Below are 15,273 nucleotides of genomic sequence, written 5' to 3'. Positions count from 1 at the left end.
AGTAAATCAATATTTGAACTATATTAATATAATTAGTATTTTTAAGAATTAAATATGATTAATTAAATGAAAGTTACTTTTGAAAGGGTGATTCCTAATGAAAAGAGTTCGTTCCGCACTATTCATAATAATTCCCCTATCTCAGAGTTCAAATGGGAATATCATTACCATCCCGAAATTGAGCTGGTATGTGTCATTTCCGGGAGCGGAACCCGCCACGTCGGCTACCATAAAAGTAATTACACAAATGGAGATCTTGTGTTAATCGGGTCTAATATCCCCCACTCAGGATTCGGACTGAACTCCATTGACCCTCATGAAGAAATTGTCCTTCAGTTTAAGGAAGAAATCCTTCAGTTTCCCCAGCAGGAAGTAGAAGCCAGATCCATCAAAAATCTTCTGGAACTTTCAAAATACGGGATTCATTTTCACCATAAAGTAAAAAAAATAATGCTCCCAAAATTGAAGCTTATGCTGGAATCAGAAGGTTATAAAAGATATTTATTGCTTTTGGAAATTCTTTTTGAACTTTCGAAATGTGAAGATTATGATCTACTGAATAAAGAAATTATGCCTTACACGATTATTTCCAAAAATAAAGCCCGCCTCGAAAATATCTTCACTTATGTAGAACATCATTATGACAAGGAAATTGATATTGAAGATGTTGCAAAACTGGCTAATCTCACACTGCCGGCTTTCTGTAATTTTTTCAAAAAAGCGACGCAGATCACTTTTACAGAGTTTGTAAACAGATACAGAATCAATAAGGCATGTCTGCTGATGGTACAGGACAGATCTATTTCAGAATGCAGCTATCAATGTGGTTTTAATAATGTAACATACTTTAACAGGATGTTTAAAAAATATACAGGAAAAACACCTTCGGAGTTTATTAAGAATTATACACATAATAAAGTGAATGTGGATCTGAAGGTTGAAAAAGAGGCTAAAATTAAGGTAAGTTTTTAATTTTTGCTGAGACTCCTGCGGTGTGACAAAAGTGGATGAATAGATCATGCTTTCGTACTTGTCATTCCGTAGAAATCTAAGCTTTCTCATACGTAATTTTGCAGTAGCTTATAATAAGACAAACTATGCTGAGACTCCTGCGGTGTGACAAAGTGTGTGTGGCTATACTAAATGTTGTACTTGTCATTCCGTAGAAATACAGGCTTTCTCAAATGTAATTCTGCAGTAACTTATAATAAGACAAACTATGCTGAGACTCCTGCGGTGTGACAAAAGTGGATGAATAGATCATGCTTTCGTACTTGTCATTCCGTAGAAATCCAGGCTTCCTCATACGTAATTTTGCAGTAACTTATAATAAAAACAAACTATGCTGAGACTCCTGCGGTGTGACAAAAGTGAATGAATAGATCATGCTCTCGTACTTGTCCATTCCGTAGGAATCCAGGCTTTCTCAAATGTAATTCTGCAGTAACTTATAATAAGACAAACTATGCTGAGACTCCTGTGGAGTGACAAAAGTGGATGAATAGATCATGCTCTCGTACTTGCCATTCCGTAGGAATCCAGGCTTTCTCATACGTAATTTTGCAGTAACTTATAATAAGACAAACTATGCTGAGACTCCTGCGGAGTGACAAAAGTGGATGAATAAATCATGCTCTCGTACTTGTCCATTCCGTAGGAATCCAGGCTTTCTCATATGTAATTTTGCAGTAGCTTATAATAAGACAAACTATGCTGAGACTCCTGCGGTGTGACAAAAGTGGATGAATAGATCATGCTTTCGTACTTGTCATTCCGTAGAAATCCAGGCTTTCTCATACGTAATTTTGCAGTAGCTTATAATAAGACAAACTATGCTGAGACTCCTGCGGTGTGACAAAAGTGGATGAATAGATCATGCTCTCGTACTTGTCATTCCGTAGGAATCCAGGCTTTCTCATACGTAATTTTGCAGTAGCTTATAATAAGACAAACTATGCTGAGACTCCTGCGGTGTGACAAAAGTGGATGAATAGATCATGCTTTCGTACTTGTCATTCCGTAGGAATCCAGGCTTCCTCATACGTAATTTTGCAGTAACTTATAATAAGACAAACTATGCTGAGACTCCTGCGGAGTGACAAAAGTGGATGAATAGATCATGCTCTCGTACTTGTCCATTCCGTAGGAATCCAGGCTTTCTCATATGTAATTTTGCAGTAACTTATAATAAGACAAACTATGCTGAGACTCCTGCGGAGTGACAAAAGTGGATGAATAGATCATGCTCTCGTACTTGTCCATTCCGTAGGAATCCAGGCTTCCAATTAAAGTAAAAAAATAAGCCATTGAAACTCCTGCGGAGTGACAAAGTGTGCGAATAGCTAAGTGAACGATGTTACAATCAACAAAAAAGCCACTCCAAAAGAGCAGCTTTATATTATTAAGTAAAAACCGGTAACTAAACAACTAGCAACCAGCAATTATTTCCATTTAATATTACATCCCATGCTAGGTCTTTGAATTTCTTCCTGAGGTTCTCCAGCCAAAAGATTTTCAAAAGCAATGATTAAATCTTCACCGGTTACATCTTTATTGTTTCCAGGTCTTGAATCATCCATCTGACCTCTGTACACCAAATCCAGTTTATCATCAAAGAAATAAAAATCCGGTGTGCAAGCCGCATCATAAGCTTTGGCTACCGCCTGGCTTTCATCGAATAAGTAAGGAAAATCAAATCTTCTTTCAATCTGGAATTCAATCATTTTTTCCGGAGAATCTGCCGGATATTTTTCAACGTCATTGGCATTGATTGCTATGAATTCAATTCCTCTTTCGTTATAATCTTCGTATAATTCATTAATCTTATCAATCACATGAAGAACAAACGGACAATGGTTGCACATGAAGATAACCAGTGTTCCTTTTTCTCCTTTCAGTTCTTCCAAAGACTGAAGTTCATTTGTTTTTGACGGGTTAGGAAGCTCAAAAAACGGTGCTTTTGTTCCTAATGCCAGCATATTTGATGGAGTATTCATATCCTTTTTCTTTACTGGCAAAGATAATTATTTCTTTTGTTAATTGAGCCGGGTTCTGAAACAGACATTTTATTTTTGTAGGGTAAGGAAGCTGGAGGAGGGAAGATTTTAAGGCTCAAAAATAGTTATAGCCAAATTCTATTATTCCATTATTTAATGTTAGAAATAACTTCCAGCTCCCATTCTTCCAGCTTCCAGCCTTCATTTATTTTTCATTAAGTAGTAGTCCAATCTATAAAAATCATAATATCCTTTGGAAGTTATATCAAAAAGTTTGTAGTTTTGCTAACGCTGTTAGTAAAATAATATCATGGGTCTACATGAACGCCGTCAACGAGAAAAAGAATCCATCCGTGCAAATATTTTGCAGGCTGCTTTTACTTTGGCTAAAACCGAAGGCTGGGGTTCACTTTCTATGCGTAAAATAGCAGATGCTATTGAGTATAGTGCCCCTGTAGTTTATGATTATTTTGAAAATAAAGATGCCATTCTGTTTGAAATTTCATTAGATGGCTTTCACAAGTTACACATAGAATTATTAAAAGCTCAGCAGAAACACGACACTCCGGAAGAGCAGCTTGTTGCCATTGTGGATGCGTACTGGAACTTTGCTTTTAAAAATAAGGAATATTACCAGCTGATGTTTGGTCTTGGAATGCAATGCTGCGGAAAAGGACAGATGAAAAAGGAATTTTCGTCATTCCAGGAACTGATCTATGAATGTACTTATGAGATTATTAAGAAAAACGGATCCAATCCCGACAATGCCTGTCATATGTCTCATGCTCTGTTTTCTGCCGTTCACGGAATGATCTCTATTATGATGATGCGTACTGCTGATATCCCTTCAACAATGAATAAGACGACTTTGGACGAAACTGTTTCGGCTTTTATTAAGTCTTTGTAAATTTTTTTTGAATTAAAAATTAACACCGTTAGGAAATTTAACACTGAATTAATGGAAAATTATTCTGTTATTCCTGACTAAAAAATGAAATTATTATGAAGCAATTCATAACATTCAGCTGTTAAAAGTAATCATTTTTTGCTTAATCAATTAACACTGTTAGTAAAATTAACACATATACACCTCATCTTATATATAAAAGCAACATTAAAAAATTCAGCTATGGAAACGATTGACCTCATTGCACATTAAAAATTCTGTAATTTTTTTTGAACTAACCATTAACACTGTTAGGAAAAAAAACAGCATTTATCAAAAAAACTTTACTTAAATCTAACACTTCATTAAAAATTAAACTAACAATGAAAATACCTGGAAAAACAAGGTTTATTGTACTTATTGCAAGTATAATTCTTTTACAGAGCTGCACCAAGGCCGCAGAAGGCACCAATGCCGCGCCGCCAGCTCCAGAACTTCCGGTTTATACCGTTATTACATCACCCGCTACTACATATCAGGAATTCCCTACTGCTTTGGAAGGAAAAAATAATGTTGAAATCAGATCTCAGGTAGACGGTTATCTTGACAGAATCTATGTAGAGGAAGGCTCTTATGTAAGAGCAGGACAGCCATTATTTAAAATAGATTCCAGAAGCTACGGCGAACAGATGAATATGGCACAGGCCAATCTGCAGGCTGCCAATGCCAATATCCAGAAAGCAAAAGTGGAAGTAGACAGACTACAGCCATTGGTTGCTGCAAAAGTAGTTTCTGATGTACAGCTTAAAACCGCAAAAGCCAATTACGAAGCTGCCGTTGCTGCTGCTGCACAAGCCAGAGCTTCTGTAGGAAATGCCAGAATTAATGTAGGATTTACAACCATTACAGCTCCTGTAAGCGGTTATATCGGAAGAATTCCTTACAAAAAAGGAAGTCTGATCTCCAGAACAGATCCTAATCCATTAACATTATTATCTGATATCAGCGAAATTTATGCTTATTTCTCTTTAAGTGAACTTGACTTTATTGCTTTCCAGAATAAATATCCGGGAGCTACTTTGGAAGAGAAACTGAAAAATATGCCAATGGTAGAACTGGTGATCGCTGATAACAGTACTTATCCTGAAAAAGGAAAACTAAGCATTGTAGACGGACAGTTTGACAAAACGACAGGAGCCATCAGTGTACGTGCCGTATTTCCTAATGCCAACGGAACTTTAAGAACGGGGAACACCGGAAGAGTGCGTATGCCTCAGTTGATTTCCAATGCGGTAGTAATTCCGCAGGAATCTACTTTCGAAATTCAGGATAAAACCTATGTCTACGTAATGGGTAAAGATCAGAAGGTAACCGGAAGACCGATCAAAATATCAGGAAAAACGGATAGCTATTATTTTATTTCTGAAGGGCTTAAGCCTGGAGAAAAAATCGTATTCACAGGAATCGGGAACTTAAAAGACGGTGCTTCTGTCAAGCCGAAAAATATTTCTTCTGACAGCTTATTAAAAGCGAAACCATTATAATCCTTTCCGAATACAGAAGACTTAAAAAAATAAACTTCTTATGTTAAAACAATTTATAGAAAGACCGGTCCTTTCAACGGTCATCTCCATAATACTCTTATTATTGGGAGCCCTGTCTCTCTTTAATTTACCGATTGCCCTCTTCCCGGACATTGCTCCACCGAGTGTACAGGTAACGGCATTCTATCCGGGAGCCAACGCGGAGGTTGTAGCACGTTCGGTAGCGACCCCGATTGAGGAGGCTGTGAACGGAGTAGAGAACATGACGTATATGACCTCAAACTCCAGTAACGACGGAACCATGACCCTGAGCGTCTACTTCAAACAGGGTGCTGATGCGGATAACGCCGCAGTAAACGTACAGAACCGTGTATCCAAAGCGATGAGCCAGCTGCCTCAGGAAGTAGTACAGGCGGGAATTTCCACACAGAAGGTACAGAACAGTATGATCATGTTCATGGGATTAACCAGTGAAGATGCAAAACAATATGATGAATTATTCCTTCAGAATTACCTGAAGATTAATGTTATTCCACAGATACAGCGTATCCCCGGGGTAGCACAGGCTCAGGTATTCGGAACTAGGGATTATTCGATGAGAATCTGGCTGAAACCGGATCGTCTGGCGGCTAATAATCTTTCGCCTCAGGAAGTTTTGGGAGCCATTAAAGATCACAACCTTGAAGCTGCTCCTGGTCGTCTTGGACAGGGAAGTAAGGAAACTTACGAATATATCCTTAAATATAAAGGAAAACTGAACAAGGATGAAGACTATGAAAACATCGCCATCAAAGCAAACAGTGATGGTTCTTTCTTAAGGTTAAAAGATGTGGCACGAGTAGAATTCGGTTCTTATACGTATACTGCTACCAACAGAGTGGATGGAAAACCGGTTGCCGGATTCGCGATCTTACAGACTGCAGGATCCAACGCCAATGAAATCCTGACAGAAATTGAAAAGCAGGTGAAAGTAATGGAAACTACCCTTCCCAAAGGAGTAAAACCTATTATCATGTATAATTCCAAAGACTTTTTGGATGCCTCTATTCATCAGGTTGTGGAAACTTTAGTAATTGCCTTCATTCTGGTATTTATCGTAGTATATATCTTCCTTCAGGATTTCAGATCTACGTTAATTCCTGCCATTGCAGTTCCTGTGGCAATTATCGGAACATTCTTCTTCCTGCAGTTATTTGGATTCAGTATTAACATGCTTACACTGTTTGCATTGGTTCTGGCCATTGGTATTGTAGTGGATGATGCGATTGTGGTCGTGGAAGCCGTCCACTCAAAAATGGAACAGACAGGAATGCCGGTAGAACATGCTACAATGAACTCGATGAGTGAAATCTCAGGAGCTATTATCTCTATTACACTGGTCATGTGTGCCGTGTTTATTCCGGTTGGTTTCATGCAGGGACCTGCAGGAGTTTTCTACAGACAGTTTGCATTTACATTAGCTATTGCGATTTTAATCTCAGCAGTAAATGCATTGACATTAAGTCCGGCGTTATGTGCAATGTTTCTGAATGATCCTCAGGGAGAGCATGGTGAACATGGTCATAAAACAGGTTTTGGAGCAAGGTTCTTTAATGCATTCAATGCCAGCTTCAACAGCATGACCAGAAAATACATTTACAGTCTTAAGTTTTTAATCAAAAATAAGTGGGTTGCGATAGGAGGTCTTGTTATCATTACAGCAGCAAGTATCTTCCTGATCAAAAAAGCACCATCAGGATTTATTCCTACTGAAGACCAGGGTTTCGTGTTATATGCAGTGAATACTCCTCCGGGAAGTTCATTGGAAAGAACACACAGAGCAACAGCTCAGATCGACAAGATCATCAATAGTGAAAAGGCAACGAATCACCTTTGGGTAGCCGACGGGATGAACTTTATCAGTAATGCTAACGCTTCTCCATATTCTGCAGGTTTCATTAAGCTTAAAGATTATGACAAGCGTGGTGAGATGAAAGATCCTGATCAGATTGCAGGAACTTTAACAGGAAAGGTAAGCCAGGTAAAAGATGCCAATGCATTCTTCTTCAACTTCCCTACTGTACAAGGTTTCGGTAACGTTTCCGGATTTGAGTTCATGCTTCAGGATAAAACAAACAGTTCTTTTGAACAGTTGGGAACAACCACTCAGCAGTTCATTGGTGAGCTGATGAAAAGACCTGAAATTGCTTTTGCCTTTACCACTTATGCAGCAGGAAACCCTCAGTACACTATTGATGTGGATACGGATAAAGCCAACCAGCTGGGTGTTTCGGTAACAGAACTGATGCAGACCATGCAGATTTATTTCGGAAGCAGCTTTGTATCGGATTTCAACAGATTCGGAAAATATTACAGAGTAATGGCTCAGGCTGATATTCCTTACCGTACAGACGTCAATTCACTGGAAGGCATTTATGTGAAAAATAAATCAGGAGAAATGGTTCCGGCCAAAACACTGGTAACGTTAAAAAGATCTTTCGGACCTGAAACGGTAACAAGAAATAACCTTTTCAATGCAGTAACGATCAACGGAACACCAAAACCGGGATACAGTACCGGAGATGCCATCAAAGCAGTAGAAGAAGTTGCCCAGCAGTCATTACCAAGAGGATATGGATATGAGTGGACAGGAATTACCCGTGAAGAGATCAAAACAAGCGGACAGACTGCATTTATCTTCTTCTTAAGTATTCTGTTTGTATACTTCCTGCTGGCTGCTCAGTATGAAAGTTATGTGCTTCCTTTTGCTATTATTCTTACCATTCCAACAGGGATTTTCGGAGTATTTGCCTTCACAGGGCTGGCAGGAATTGACAATAACATTTATGTTCAGGTGGGATTGATCATGCTTGTCGGACTCTTGGCAAAGAATGCCATCCTGATCGTAGAGTTTGCCGTACAGAGAAGAAAAGCAGGAAAAACTTTAATAGAATCTGCACTCCAGGCATCAAGATTACGTTTAAGACCGATCTTAATGACCTCTTTTGCCTTCATCGTGGGAATGCTTCCATTGATCTGGACACAGGGAGCATCTTCAAAAGGTAACCACTCTATCGGCTATAGTACTGTAGGAGGAATGCTTACGGGAGTACTATTCGGAATTTTTATCATCCCGGTAATGTATGTAATATTCCAGTATCTGCATGAAAAAATGCCGAGCAGAAAAAAGAAAAGACTTCTGAAAAAACAAATGGAAGAAGAACTTTTAGCTTCAGCTCAATAATAAAGATTAACAAAACTGAGATAGATTAAGCCACAAAAGATTTCGCTTTAAGTGATTGTAAGCTAAGAATGCTGTGAAAATCTGAATCACCTGTGGCAAAACACTCAAATTTTGTATCCATTAAAAGTCTATTACAACTATGAAAAGAGTAAAAAATATTATTCTAACTTTTGCGCTGGCTATAGGCTCTGTATCGTGTGTGTCAAAACTGGCATACACGGAGCCTGAGCTGCCGCTTCCGGAAAAGTTTCAGTATACTGCAACTGCAGACACTGCCAGCATCGCCAATCTGGAGTGGAAACAGTTTTTCAGCGATCCTGTTTTACAGGAACTGATTGAAAAAGGAATTAAAAATAATTATGACCTTCAGATTGCCTTAAAGCAGGTTGCGGCTTCACAGGAAAAGCTGAAACAGGCAAAATATATGCAATATCCGGATGTAGGTTTCGGAGTAAGCGGACAGATCTCAAGACCTTCCAAAAACAGCATGAACGGGCAAAGCTTAAATTTATTTTTAGGTTCAAGCCATGTTGAAGACTATAACGCAGCCTTCAACCTTTCATGGGAAGCTGACATCTGGGGGAAAATCAAAAATCAGCAGGAGGTTTCAAGAATGCAGTATCTTCAAACGTATGAAGGGTCAAAAGCAGTTCAGACTCAGGTAGTAGCTGCCATTGCACAGGGATATTATAACCTGCTGATGCTTGATAAACAACTGGCGATCGCAAAATCCAATCTGGAACTCACCAGCAATACCTTATTAATGACCCAAAAAATGTGGGAAAGCGGTGATAACACTTCTTTAGGAGTACAGCAGGCCGCAGCACAGAAACAGGCAACAGAGCTTCTGATTGCCCAGCTGGAACAGAATATTGCCATCCAGGAAAATGCACTGAGTATCCTGGTTGGAGAACTTCCCAATAAAGTAAACAGAACGCTCGAAATGTCTGATACTTCCTTACCACAAAACATTTCTGCCGGACTTCCTGCAGCAATGGTAAGCAGAAGACCGGACGTTCGTCAGCAGGAATTGTTTTTATTAGAATCCAATGCCATGGTAGGAATTGCCCAAGCCAATATGTATCCGGCATTAAAAATTACTGCCAATGGCGGTGTAAATTCCTTCAAATTCGACAACTGGTTCCAGATTCCGGCTTCGTTATTCGGATCGGTTTTAGGAGGAATTACCCAGCCAATTTTCCAGAAAAGACAATTGAAAACAGATCTGGAAGTAGCTAAAATTCAAAGAGAGAAAAATGTTCTTGCGTTCCGTCAGTCTGTATTGAATGCGGTGGGCGAAGTTGCTGACGCATTGGTTTCCAATGAGAATTTAAAAGTTCAGGAGCAGAAAGCTACGGAGCAGGCCGCTACACTGAAAGACGGAATTAAAAGTGCACAGCTTCTTTATAAAGGAGGTTCAGCCAATTACCTGGAAGTGATTACAGCACAGGGAAATTCCCTACAGGCAGAGTTGAACCTGGCTTCCATTAAGAGACAGAGATTAAGCAGCATTGTAGATCTATACAGAGCGCTGGGCGGCGGTTGGAAGTAGTAAATTAAATTATATTTGTTGAAGTGCGGTCCTTTATGGACCGCATTTTTTCAATATAAAAACCTTAATTAATGGCCATCCGTACTGTCATTCTGAATGGAACAAAGTGGAATGAAGAATCTTTAAAATGATTGATGAGATTCTTCCTTCGTCAGAATGACAAACAGAGCTCTTAATTTATTCATGAAACTCCTCCGCAATCCATTTTAGCAAATCGTCAAAGTCTTTTTCAGAATATCCTAATTGTAAATAATGAATATCATCCGCTTTTCTGTACCAGGTCAGCTGGCGTTTTGCATATCTGCGGCTGTTCTTTTTAATTTCTGAAACCGCAAAATCAAGATCCCACTCTCCATCAAAATATTTGAACAGTTCAGCGTAACCTACCGTATTCAAAGCCGTCAGATCTTTAAATTTCTCAAGGCCCTTCACTTCATCCAGCAATCCGCTTTCCATCATAATATCCACTCTGCGGTTGATTCTCTCATACAGCTCTTCCCTTGGAGCTTCAATTCCGATCCTGATAACATTAAAATTTCTGGAATCCTGTGACACCGCAATTAATTCAGAATATTTTGTATTGGTTTGCCAGATTACATCAATGGCACGTAAAAGTCTACGATGATTGTGAATATCCACCACACCGAAATATTCCGGATCGAGTTCTTGTAAAATTTCCTGAAGTTTCTCAATTCCTTCCTGCTCCATCATAGTCTGAAGCTTTTCCTGGTTTTCAGCATTGGCTTCCGGCAAATCATGCAGACCTTCTATCACAGCCTTTTCATACATCATACTTCCACCGACAAGGATGACAGTGTCATGGGTGGTAAAAAGTTCATTGAGTTTTTCAAGCGCATCTTCTTCATACTGCCCGATGGAGTAATATTCTTCCACAGAAAGGTTTCCTATAAAATGATGAGGTGCTGCCGCCAGTTCTTCTTCTGAAGGCGCAGCTGTTCCTATTTTCATTTCTCTAAAAAACTGACGGGAATCACAGGAAATAATCTCGGTATTGAAATGTTGGGCCAAATCAATTGCCAGTCTCGTTTTACCAATTCCGGTGGGTCCTACAACAGAAATTAAATTTTTATTTTTCACCCCGCTAATTTACGAAAATGGGTTTATTTAATTTGCTGGAAGTTGGAAGCCTGAAGCTGGAAGGCAAAATTAGATATAGGTTATAATGATAACAATCTTCCTGCCTCCCTCCATCTTCCAGCCATTCAACATTAGCCAAACTATAGACTTAAATGTTTATCTTTGTAGAACAATAAAAAACTATGATTTTATCAATGACCGGATTCGGTAGAGCCGAAGATGTTTTTGAAGGAAAAAAAATTACAATTGATATTAAATCTCTGAACAGCAAGAGCTTTGATTTGAATATTAAAATTCCTTTACGTTATAAAGAAAAAGAATTTGAAATCAGAAAAATTCTTAACGATAGAATTATCCGTGGAAAAGTAGACTGCTACGTTAATATTGAGAACCTTGAAGAGTCTAATGATGTAAAAATCAATAAAAATTTAATCGACTCTTATATCAACGAACTTAAAAACATAGCTTCTGACGGTCCCGATTTTGAATACCTGAAAATGGCAGTAAGACTTCCTGATGCCATTACCTCAAGACCTGATGAGCTTACAGAAGGTGAATGGGAAGCATTGGCTAAAATTGTCAATAATGCCGTTGACAGATTTGAAGAATTCAGGAAAACGGAAGGTGGTATTTTACATGAAGAATTAAACAGGAATATTCAGAATATTGATAAATATCTTGGAGAAGTGATTCCTTTTGAGGAAGAAAGAATTGTAAGCGTGAAAGAACGTTACCAGAAATCCCTGAAAGAATTTGAAAATGTTGATGAAACGCGTTTCTACCAGGAAATGGCTTATTTTACTGAAAAACTTGATATTTCTGAAGAAAAGGTAAGACTTGCCCAGCATTTGAAATATTATAAAGAAGTAATGGACAATGAGTCTTTCAACGGAAAAAAACTGGGTTTCATTTCTCAGGAAATCGGAAGGGAGATCAACACACTTGGGTCTAAAGCCAATCATGCAGAAATCCAGAAACTGGTAGTAATGATGAAAGATGACCTGGAAAAAATAAAAGAACAAACGTTAAACGTATTGTAACGCAGGTACGGATTATGAGATACGTGGCTCTTTCTAAGAATGGAACACAAGTCTCGGAACCCGGAACCCGAAACTCAAAAAAATGGATAAAGTAATTATATTTTCAGCACCATCAGGGAGCGGAAAAACTACATTGGTAAAGCATTCACTGAAAACATTTCCAGAACTGGAATTTTCAATCTCATGTACTACGAGACAACCGAGGGGAAGCGAAGTTCATGCGGTAGATTATCATTTTCTGACACCGGATGAGTTCAGACAGAAAATTTCCGAAGATGCTTTTGTAGAATATGAAGAAGTATATACTGACAAATATTACGGTACTTTAAAATCTGAAGTGGAAAAAATCTGGAATCAGGGAAAAGTTGTTATTTTTGATGTAGATGTAAAAGGAGGTATTTCATTAAAAAAATACTTTGGCGAAAAGGCCTTGTCTATCTTTATAGAACCACCTTCCATTGAAGAGCTGGAACGAAGATTGGTTTCCAGAAATACAGATGATGCAGAAACTATAAAAACCCGTGTAGCGAAGGCAGCAGAAGAAATGACCTATGCCAGCGGGTTTGACAAGATCGTGATCAATGAAGATCTTGATACCGCTAAAAAAGAAATAGAAAGTTTAATAAAAAGTTTTATCAGTAAGTAATGGCTGGAAGATAGAAGCCAGAAGATGGAAGTAATCAATACTCTCAAAATCTAACTTCTAATTTCTAACCTCTAGCTTCTGATAATAAAAAATTGAGGTTGATATGAGTACCGAAACATTAGAAAAAGCTAAATCTGCAATTCCTGTAAGAGGATTTCTGGATATAAAAGATATCACTATTCCTCAGGGAGAAGAATTGGTGAAAGCCATTCTTAAACTTAAAGAGGAAAAAAATGCTGTTATCCTGGCCCATTACTACCAACCGGGAGAAATTCAGGATATCGCTGATTTCCTGGGAGATTCTTTACAGCTCGCAAGACAGGCAAAAGAAACCAATGCAGACATGATTGTATTCTGCGGAGTACATTTCATGGCAGAAGCCGCTAAAATTCTGAACCCAACTAAAAAAGTAGTTCTTCCTGATACCATGGCCGGATGTTCACTGGCAGACGGTTGCTCAGGAGAAGGGCTGAGAAAGATGCGTGATCAGCATCCAAATGCTTTAATTGCCACTTACATCAACTGTAATGCGGAAACCAAAGCAGAAAGTGATATTATCGTAACAAGCTCCAATGCGGAAACAGTTATTGAAGCTCTTCCGAAAGACAGACCAATCATTTTTGCACCGGACAAAAACCTGGGAAGATATTTATCTAAAAAAACAGGACGTGATATGATCCTTTGGGATGGAAGCTGTGTAGTACACGAAGCTTTTTCAATGGAAAGAATTGCACAGCAACTGGCAGACAATCCGGATGCTAAACTGATTGCTCATCCTGAAAGTGAAGAAGCTGTTTTAAAACTGGCTCATTTTATCGGGTCTACTTCTGCCCTGCTGAATTATGTGGAAAAAGACGACTGCCAGAAATTCATTATCGCCACAGAAGAAGGAATTCTTCACGAAATGAAAAAACGCGCTCCTCACAAAGAACTGATACCTGCATTGGTTTTTGACGAAAGCTGTAACTGTTCAGAATGTTTTTACATGAAACGTAATACCATGGAAAAGCTTTACCTGTGCATGAAGTATGAACTTCCTGAGATTCTTATCGACGAAGAACTAAGATTAAAAGCATTGAAACCTATTGAAGCCATGCTTGATCTTTCTAAAAGCATAAAATAATTTTTTAGTCATTGAATATTTATTATATTTAGAATCTAAACTAATAATAAATATGAAAAATCTAAAAAAATTAGACAGAAAAAGTCTTAAAAATGTAAAAGGAAGCGTGGGCATATGTAGCTTAAACTGCGAAATACATGAAACTTGCGGAACAGGATGTTATGGAGAACCAATGTGTGTTCCGAAAGGTGAACATTTCCCACCCAATTGTTAAAAAATAAAGCACTGTTTTTCACAGTGCTTTTTCATTATCTTATTAGTACAAATATAGTTTAGGATACTCCTCCATCCACGCATTCTATGCTTACCAGAACACACATTTTACAATAATCTGGAAGTCCCTGATAAGCCGCACAGGAATACTGATATCCCGGGCCATCTCCGAATGTAGCATTCTGTGGGCATCCTGCGCATCTTGACGGGCCGGCTCCATTTATTCGTTCAAGTTCTTTTCGGTTTAATTTCTTTATACTTTTCATAGCCATTCTAATTTTTAAATGATTTAACATACCAATATTTACAGCATTGGTGCATAACAGGTTCCTCCCGGTTTCAGCCAGCATCCCCATTGTCCACCTCCGCGGAAACATACAAACTGTTCACCACCACAAGCTTCAATCTGGATATCAGTAAATCCTCCGGTGATGTTTTTCTTTTGCTCACGTGATAATTTTTTAATTGTTTTCATAATGTTTAATTTTAAGATTAGAAATAAGAAAATTATTGTTTATTGCTTAAAAATCAATACGGATCAGAACATTCAAAACTGACCAGTACTCTTCCTTTACAGCATTGCGGCAAGGCGTGATAATCTGCACATGACTTGGGTTCACCTGGTCCATATGGGCCTGCAGGACAATACTCAAAACAATCATTCACATCTCCTCCACGGATGGACTTCAGATTCTTACGATTCACTTTTTTTAAATTTTTCATGGTTAATTTTATTATGGTTAAAATCCTAAATATAAGATTTTTAACCAATTACAGCAAATATATCTCTAAAAATGGAAATAAATTTTATAGGATTAAAAGTTGGCCGTTTCAAAATAATTTGTACATTTGTTCCGTTACAATGAATTTTCTAAGAAACATATCTGATATTTCTGCCCTGAAATCACTTATTTCAGGCATATCTTCTGTTTCTACATTCACAACTACAACA

14 protein-coding genes are annotated in these 15,273 nt (G+C 38.2%); 9 read left to right on the top strand and 5 right to left on the bottom strand.

Going from position 1 to position 15,273, the window contains the following annotated elements:
- Positions 1 to 66 precede the first annotated feature (66 nt).
- Positions 67 to 972 (top strand): AraC family transcriptional regulator, encoded by a 906-nt coding sequence (locus tag ACR1PO_RS07015; RefSeq protein ID WP_332385401.1) that lies wholly within the window; start codon positions 67 to 69, stop codon positions 970 to 972.
- 1,469 nt (positions 973 to 2,441) lie between these two features.
- On the opposite strand, the gene ACR1PO_RS07010 is transcribed toward ACR1PO_RS07015, so the two are convergent.
- A complete protein-coding gene (locus ACR1PO_RS07010) occupies positions 2,442 to 2,996 on the bottom strand; it encodes a thioredoxin family protein (RefSeq protein WP_332385400.1) in 555 nt (184 codons plus the stop codon).
- Between the two features lie 310 nt (positions 2,997 to 3,306).
- On the opposite strand from ACR1PO_RS07010, the gene ACR1PO_RS07005 reads away from it, so the two are divergent.
- From ACR1PO_RS07005 to ACR1PO_RS06990, 4 genes are all read left to right on the top strand, one after another.
- Positions 3,307 to 3,903: a TetR/AcrR family transcriptional regulator gene (locus ACR1PO_RS07005; protein WP_002976724.1), complete on the top strand. Its 597-nt coding sequence runs from the start codon at positions 3,307 to 3,309 to the stop codon at positions 3,901 to 3,903.
- 362 nt (positions 3,904 to 4,265) lie between these two features.
- A complete protein-coding gene (locus tag ACR1PO_RS07000; RefSeq protein ID WP_433986295.1) occupies positions 4,266 to 5,426 on the top strand; it encodes an efflux RND transporter periplasmic adaptor subunit in 1,161 nt (386 codons plus the stop codon).
- Between the two features lie 40 nt (positions 5,427 to 5,466).
- Positions 5,467 to 8,649, top strand: coding sequence for an efflux RND transporter permease subunit (locus ACR1PO_RS06995; protein WP_433986294.1), 3,183 nt, complete (start codon positions 5,467 to 5,469; stop codon positions 8,647 to 8,649).
- Positions 8,650 to 8,788: 139 nt separating this feature from the next.
- On the top strand, positions 8,789 to 10,201 hold the full coding sequence (locus ACR1PO_RS06990; RefSeq protein ID WP_332385397.1) for an efflux transporter outer membrane subunit: 1,413 nt from the start codon (positions 8,789 to 8,791) through the stop codon (positions 10,199 to 10,201).
- A gap of 177 nt (positions 10,202 to 10,378) precedes the next feature.
- On the opposite strand, the gene miaA is transcribed toward ACR1PO_RS06990, so the two are convergent.
- The gene (gene miaA / locus ACR1PO_RS06985; RefSeq protein ID WP_332385396.1) at positions 10,379 to 11,299 is read right to left on the bottom strand and encodes a tRNA (adenosine(37)-N6)-dimethylallyltransferase MiaA; all 921 of its coding nucleotides are present in this window, start codon (positions 11,297 to 11,299) and stop codon (positions 10,379 to 10,381) included.
- Between the two features lie 182 nt (positions 11,300 to 11,481).
- Between miaA and ACR1PO_RS06980 the strand changes: the two genes are divergently transcribed.
- From ACR1PO_RS06980 to ACR1PO_RS06965, 4 genes are all read left to right on the top strand, one after another.
- Positions 11,482 to 12,339 (top strand): YicC family protein, encoded by an 858-nt coding sequence (locus ACR1PO_RS06980; protein WP_002976716.1) that lies wholly within the window; start codon positions 11,482 to 11,484, stop codon positions 12,337 to 12,339.
- A gap of 82 nt (positions 12,340 to 12,421) precedes the next feature.
- The gene (gene gmk, locus ACR1PO_RS06975) at positions 12,422 to 12,985 is read left to right on the top strand and encodes a guanylate kinase (RefSeq protein ID WP_332385395.1); all 564 of its coding nucleotides are present in this window, start codon (positions 12,422 to 12,424) and stop codon (positions 12,983 to 12,985) included.
- Positions 12,986 to 13,088: 103 nt separating this feature from the next.
- Positions 13,089 to 14,108 (top strand): quinolinate synthase NadA, encoded by a 1,020-nt coding sequence (gene nadA, locus ACR1PO_RS06970; RefSeq protein ID WP_433986293.1) that lies wholly within the window; start codon positions 13,089 to 13,091, stop codon positions 14,106 to 14,108.
- Positions 14,109 to 14,160: 52 nt separating this feature from the next.
- Positions 14,161 to 14,322, top strand: coding sequence for a bacteriocin-like protein (locus ACR1PO_RS06965; RefSeq protein WP_433986292.1), 162 nt, complete (start codon positions 14,161 to 14,163; stop codon positions 14,320 to 14,322).
- 58 nt (positions 14,323 to 14,380) lie between these two features.
- Here ACR1PO_RS06965 and ACR1PO_RS06960 read toward each other — a convergent pair whose 3' ends face one another.
- From ACR1PO_RS06960 to ACR1PO_RS06950, 3 genes are read right to left on the bottom strand one after another with little or no spacing between them, the layout of a single operon-like run.
- A complete protein-coding gene (locus ACR1PO_RS06960) occupies positions 14,381 to 14,587 on the bottom strand; it encodes a hypothetical protein (protein ID WP_332385393.1) in 207 nt (68 codons plus the stop codon).
- Between the two features lie 38 nt (positions 14,588 to 14,625).
- Positions 14,626 to 14,796, bottom strand: coding sequence for a bacteriocin-like protein (locus tag ACR1PO_RS06955; RefSeq protein ID WP_332385392.1), 171 nt, complete (start codon positions 14,794 to 14,796; stop codon positions 14,626 to 14,628).
- 53 nt (positions 14,797 to 14,849) lie between these two features.
- Positions 14,850 to 15,044 (bottom strand): bacteriocin-like protein, encoded by a 195-nt coding sequence (locus ACR1PO_RS06950; protein WP_433986291.1) that lies wholly within the window; start codon positions 15,042 to 15,044, stop codon positions 14,850 to 14,852.
- Positions 15,045 to 15,273: the final 229 nt, after the last annotated feature.

The organism is Chryseobacterium amylolyticum (genome assembly GCF_051011775.1).
Taxonomy (GTDB): Bacteria; Bacteroidota; Bacteroidia; order Flavobacteriales; family Weeksellaceae; genus Chryseobacterium.
The sequence above is the reverse complement of the archived record's forward strand: the minus strand, read 5'-3'. Positions and strand labels throughout refer to the sequence as shown.

What these genes read in the sequence shown, in the direction of transcription:
- ACR1PO_RS07010 (WP_332385400.1), bottom strand. Translation starts at nt 2,996, where the DNA reads ATGAATACTCCATCAAATATGCTGGCATTAGGAACAAAAGCACCGTTT.
- ACR1PO_RS06990 (WP_332385397.1), top strand. Translation starts at nt 8,789, where the DNA reads ATGAAAAGAGTAAAAAATATTATTCTAACTTTTGCGCTGGCTATAGGC.
- ACR1PO_RS06965 (WP_433986292.1), top strand. Translation starts at nt 14,161, where the DNA reads ATGAAAAATCTAAAAAAATTAGACAGAAAAAGTCTTAAAAATGTAAAA.
- ACR1PO_RS07005 (WP_002976724.1), top strand. Translation starts at nt 3,307, where the DNA reads ATGGGTCTACATGAACGCCGTCAACGAGAAAAAGAATCCATCCGTGCA.
- ACR1PO_RS06950 (WP_433986291.1), bottom strand. Translation starts at nt 15,044, where the DNA reads ATGAAAAATTTAAAAAAAGTGAATCGTAAGAATCTGAAGTCCATCCGT.
- ACR1PO_RS06980 (WP_002976716.1), top strand. Translation starts at nt 11,482, where the DNA reads ATGATTTTATCAATGACCGGATTCGGTAGAGCCGAAGATGTTTTTGAA.
- ACR1PO_RS06955 (WP_332385392.1), bottom strand. Translation starts at nt 14,796, where the DNA reads ATGAAAACAATTAAAAAATTATCACGTGAGCAAAAGAAAAACATCACC.
- ACR1PO_RS07000 (WP_433986295.1), top strand. Translation starts at nt 4,266, where the DNA reads ATGAAAATACCTGGAAAAACAAGGTTTATTGTACTTATTGCAAGTATA.
- ACR1PO_RS06960 (WP_332385393.1), bottom strand. Translation starts at nt 14,587, where the DNA reads ATGAAAAGTATAAAGAAATTAAACCGAAAAGAACTTGAACGAATAAAT.
- ACR1PO_RS06995 (WP_433986294.1), top strand. Translation starts at nt 5,467, where the DNA reads ATGTTAAAACAATTTATAGAAAGACCGGTCCTTTCAACGGTCATCTCC.
- gmk (WP_332385395.1), top strand. Translation starts at nt 12,422, where the DNA reads ATGGATAAAGTAATTATATTTTCAGCACCATCAGGGAGCGGAAAAACT.
- nadA (WP_433986293.1), top strand. Translation starts at nt 13,089, where the DNA reads ATGAGTACCGAAACATTAGAAAAAGCTAAATCTGCAATTCCTGTAAGA.
- ACR1PO_RS07015 (WP_332385401.1), top strand. Translation starts at nt 67, where the DNA reads ATGAAAGTTACTTTTGAAAGGGTGATTCCTAATGAAAAGAGTTCGTTC.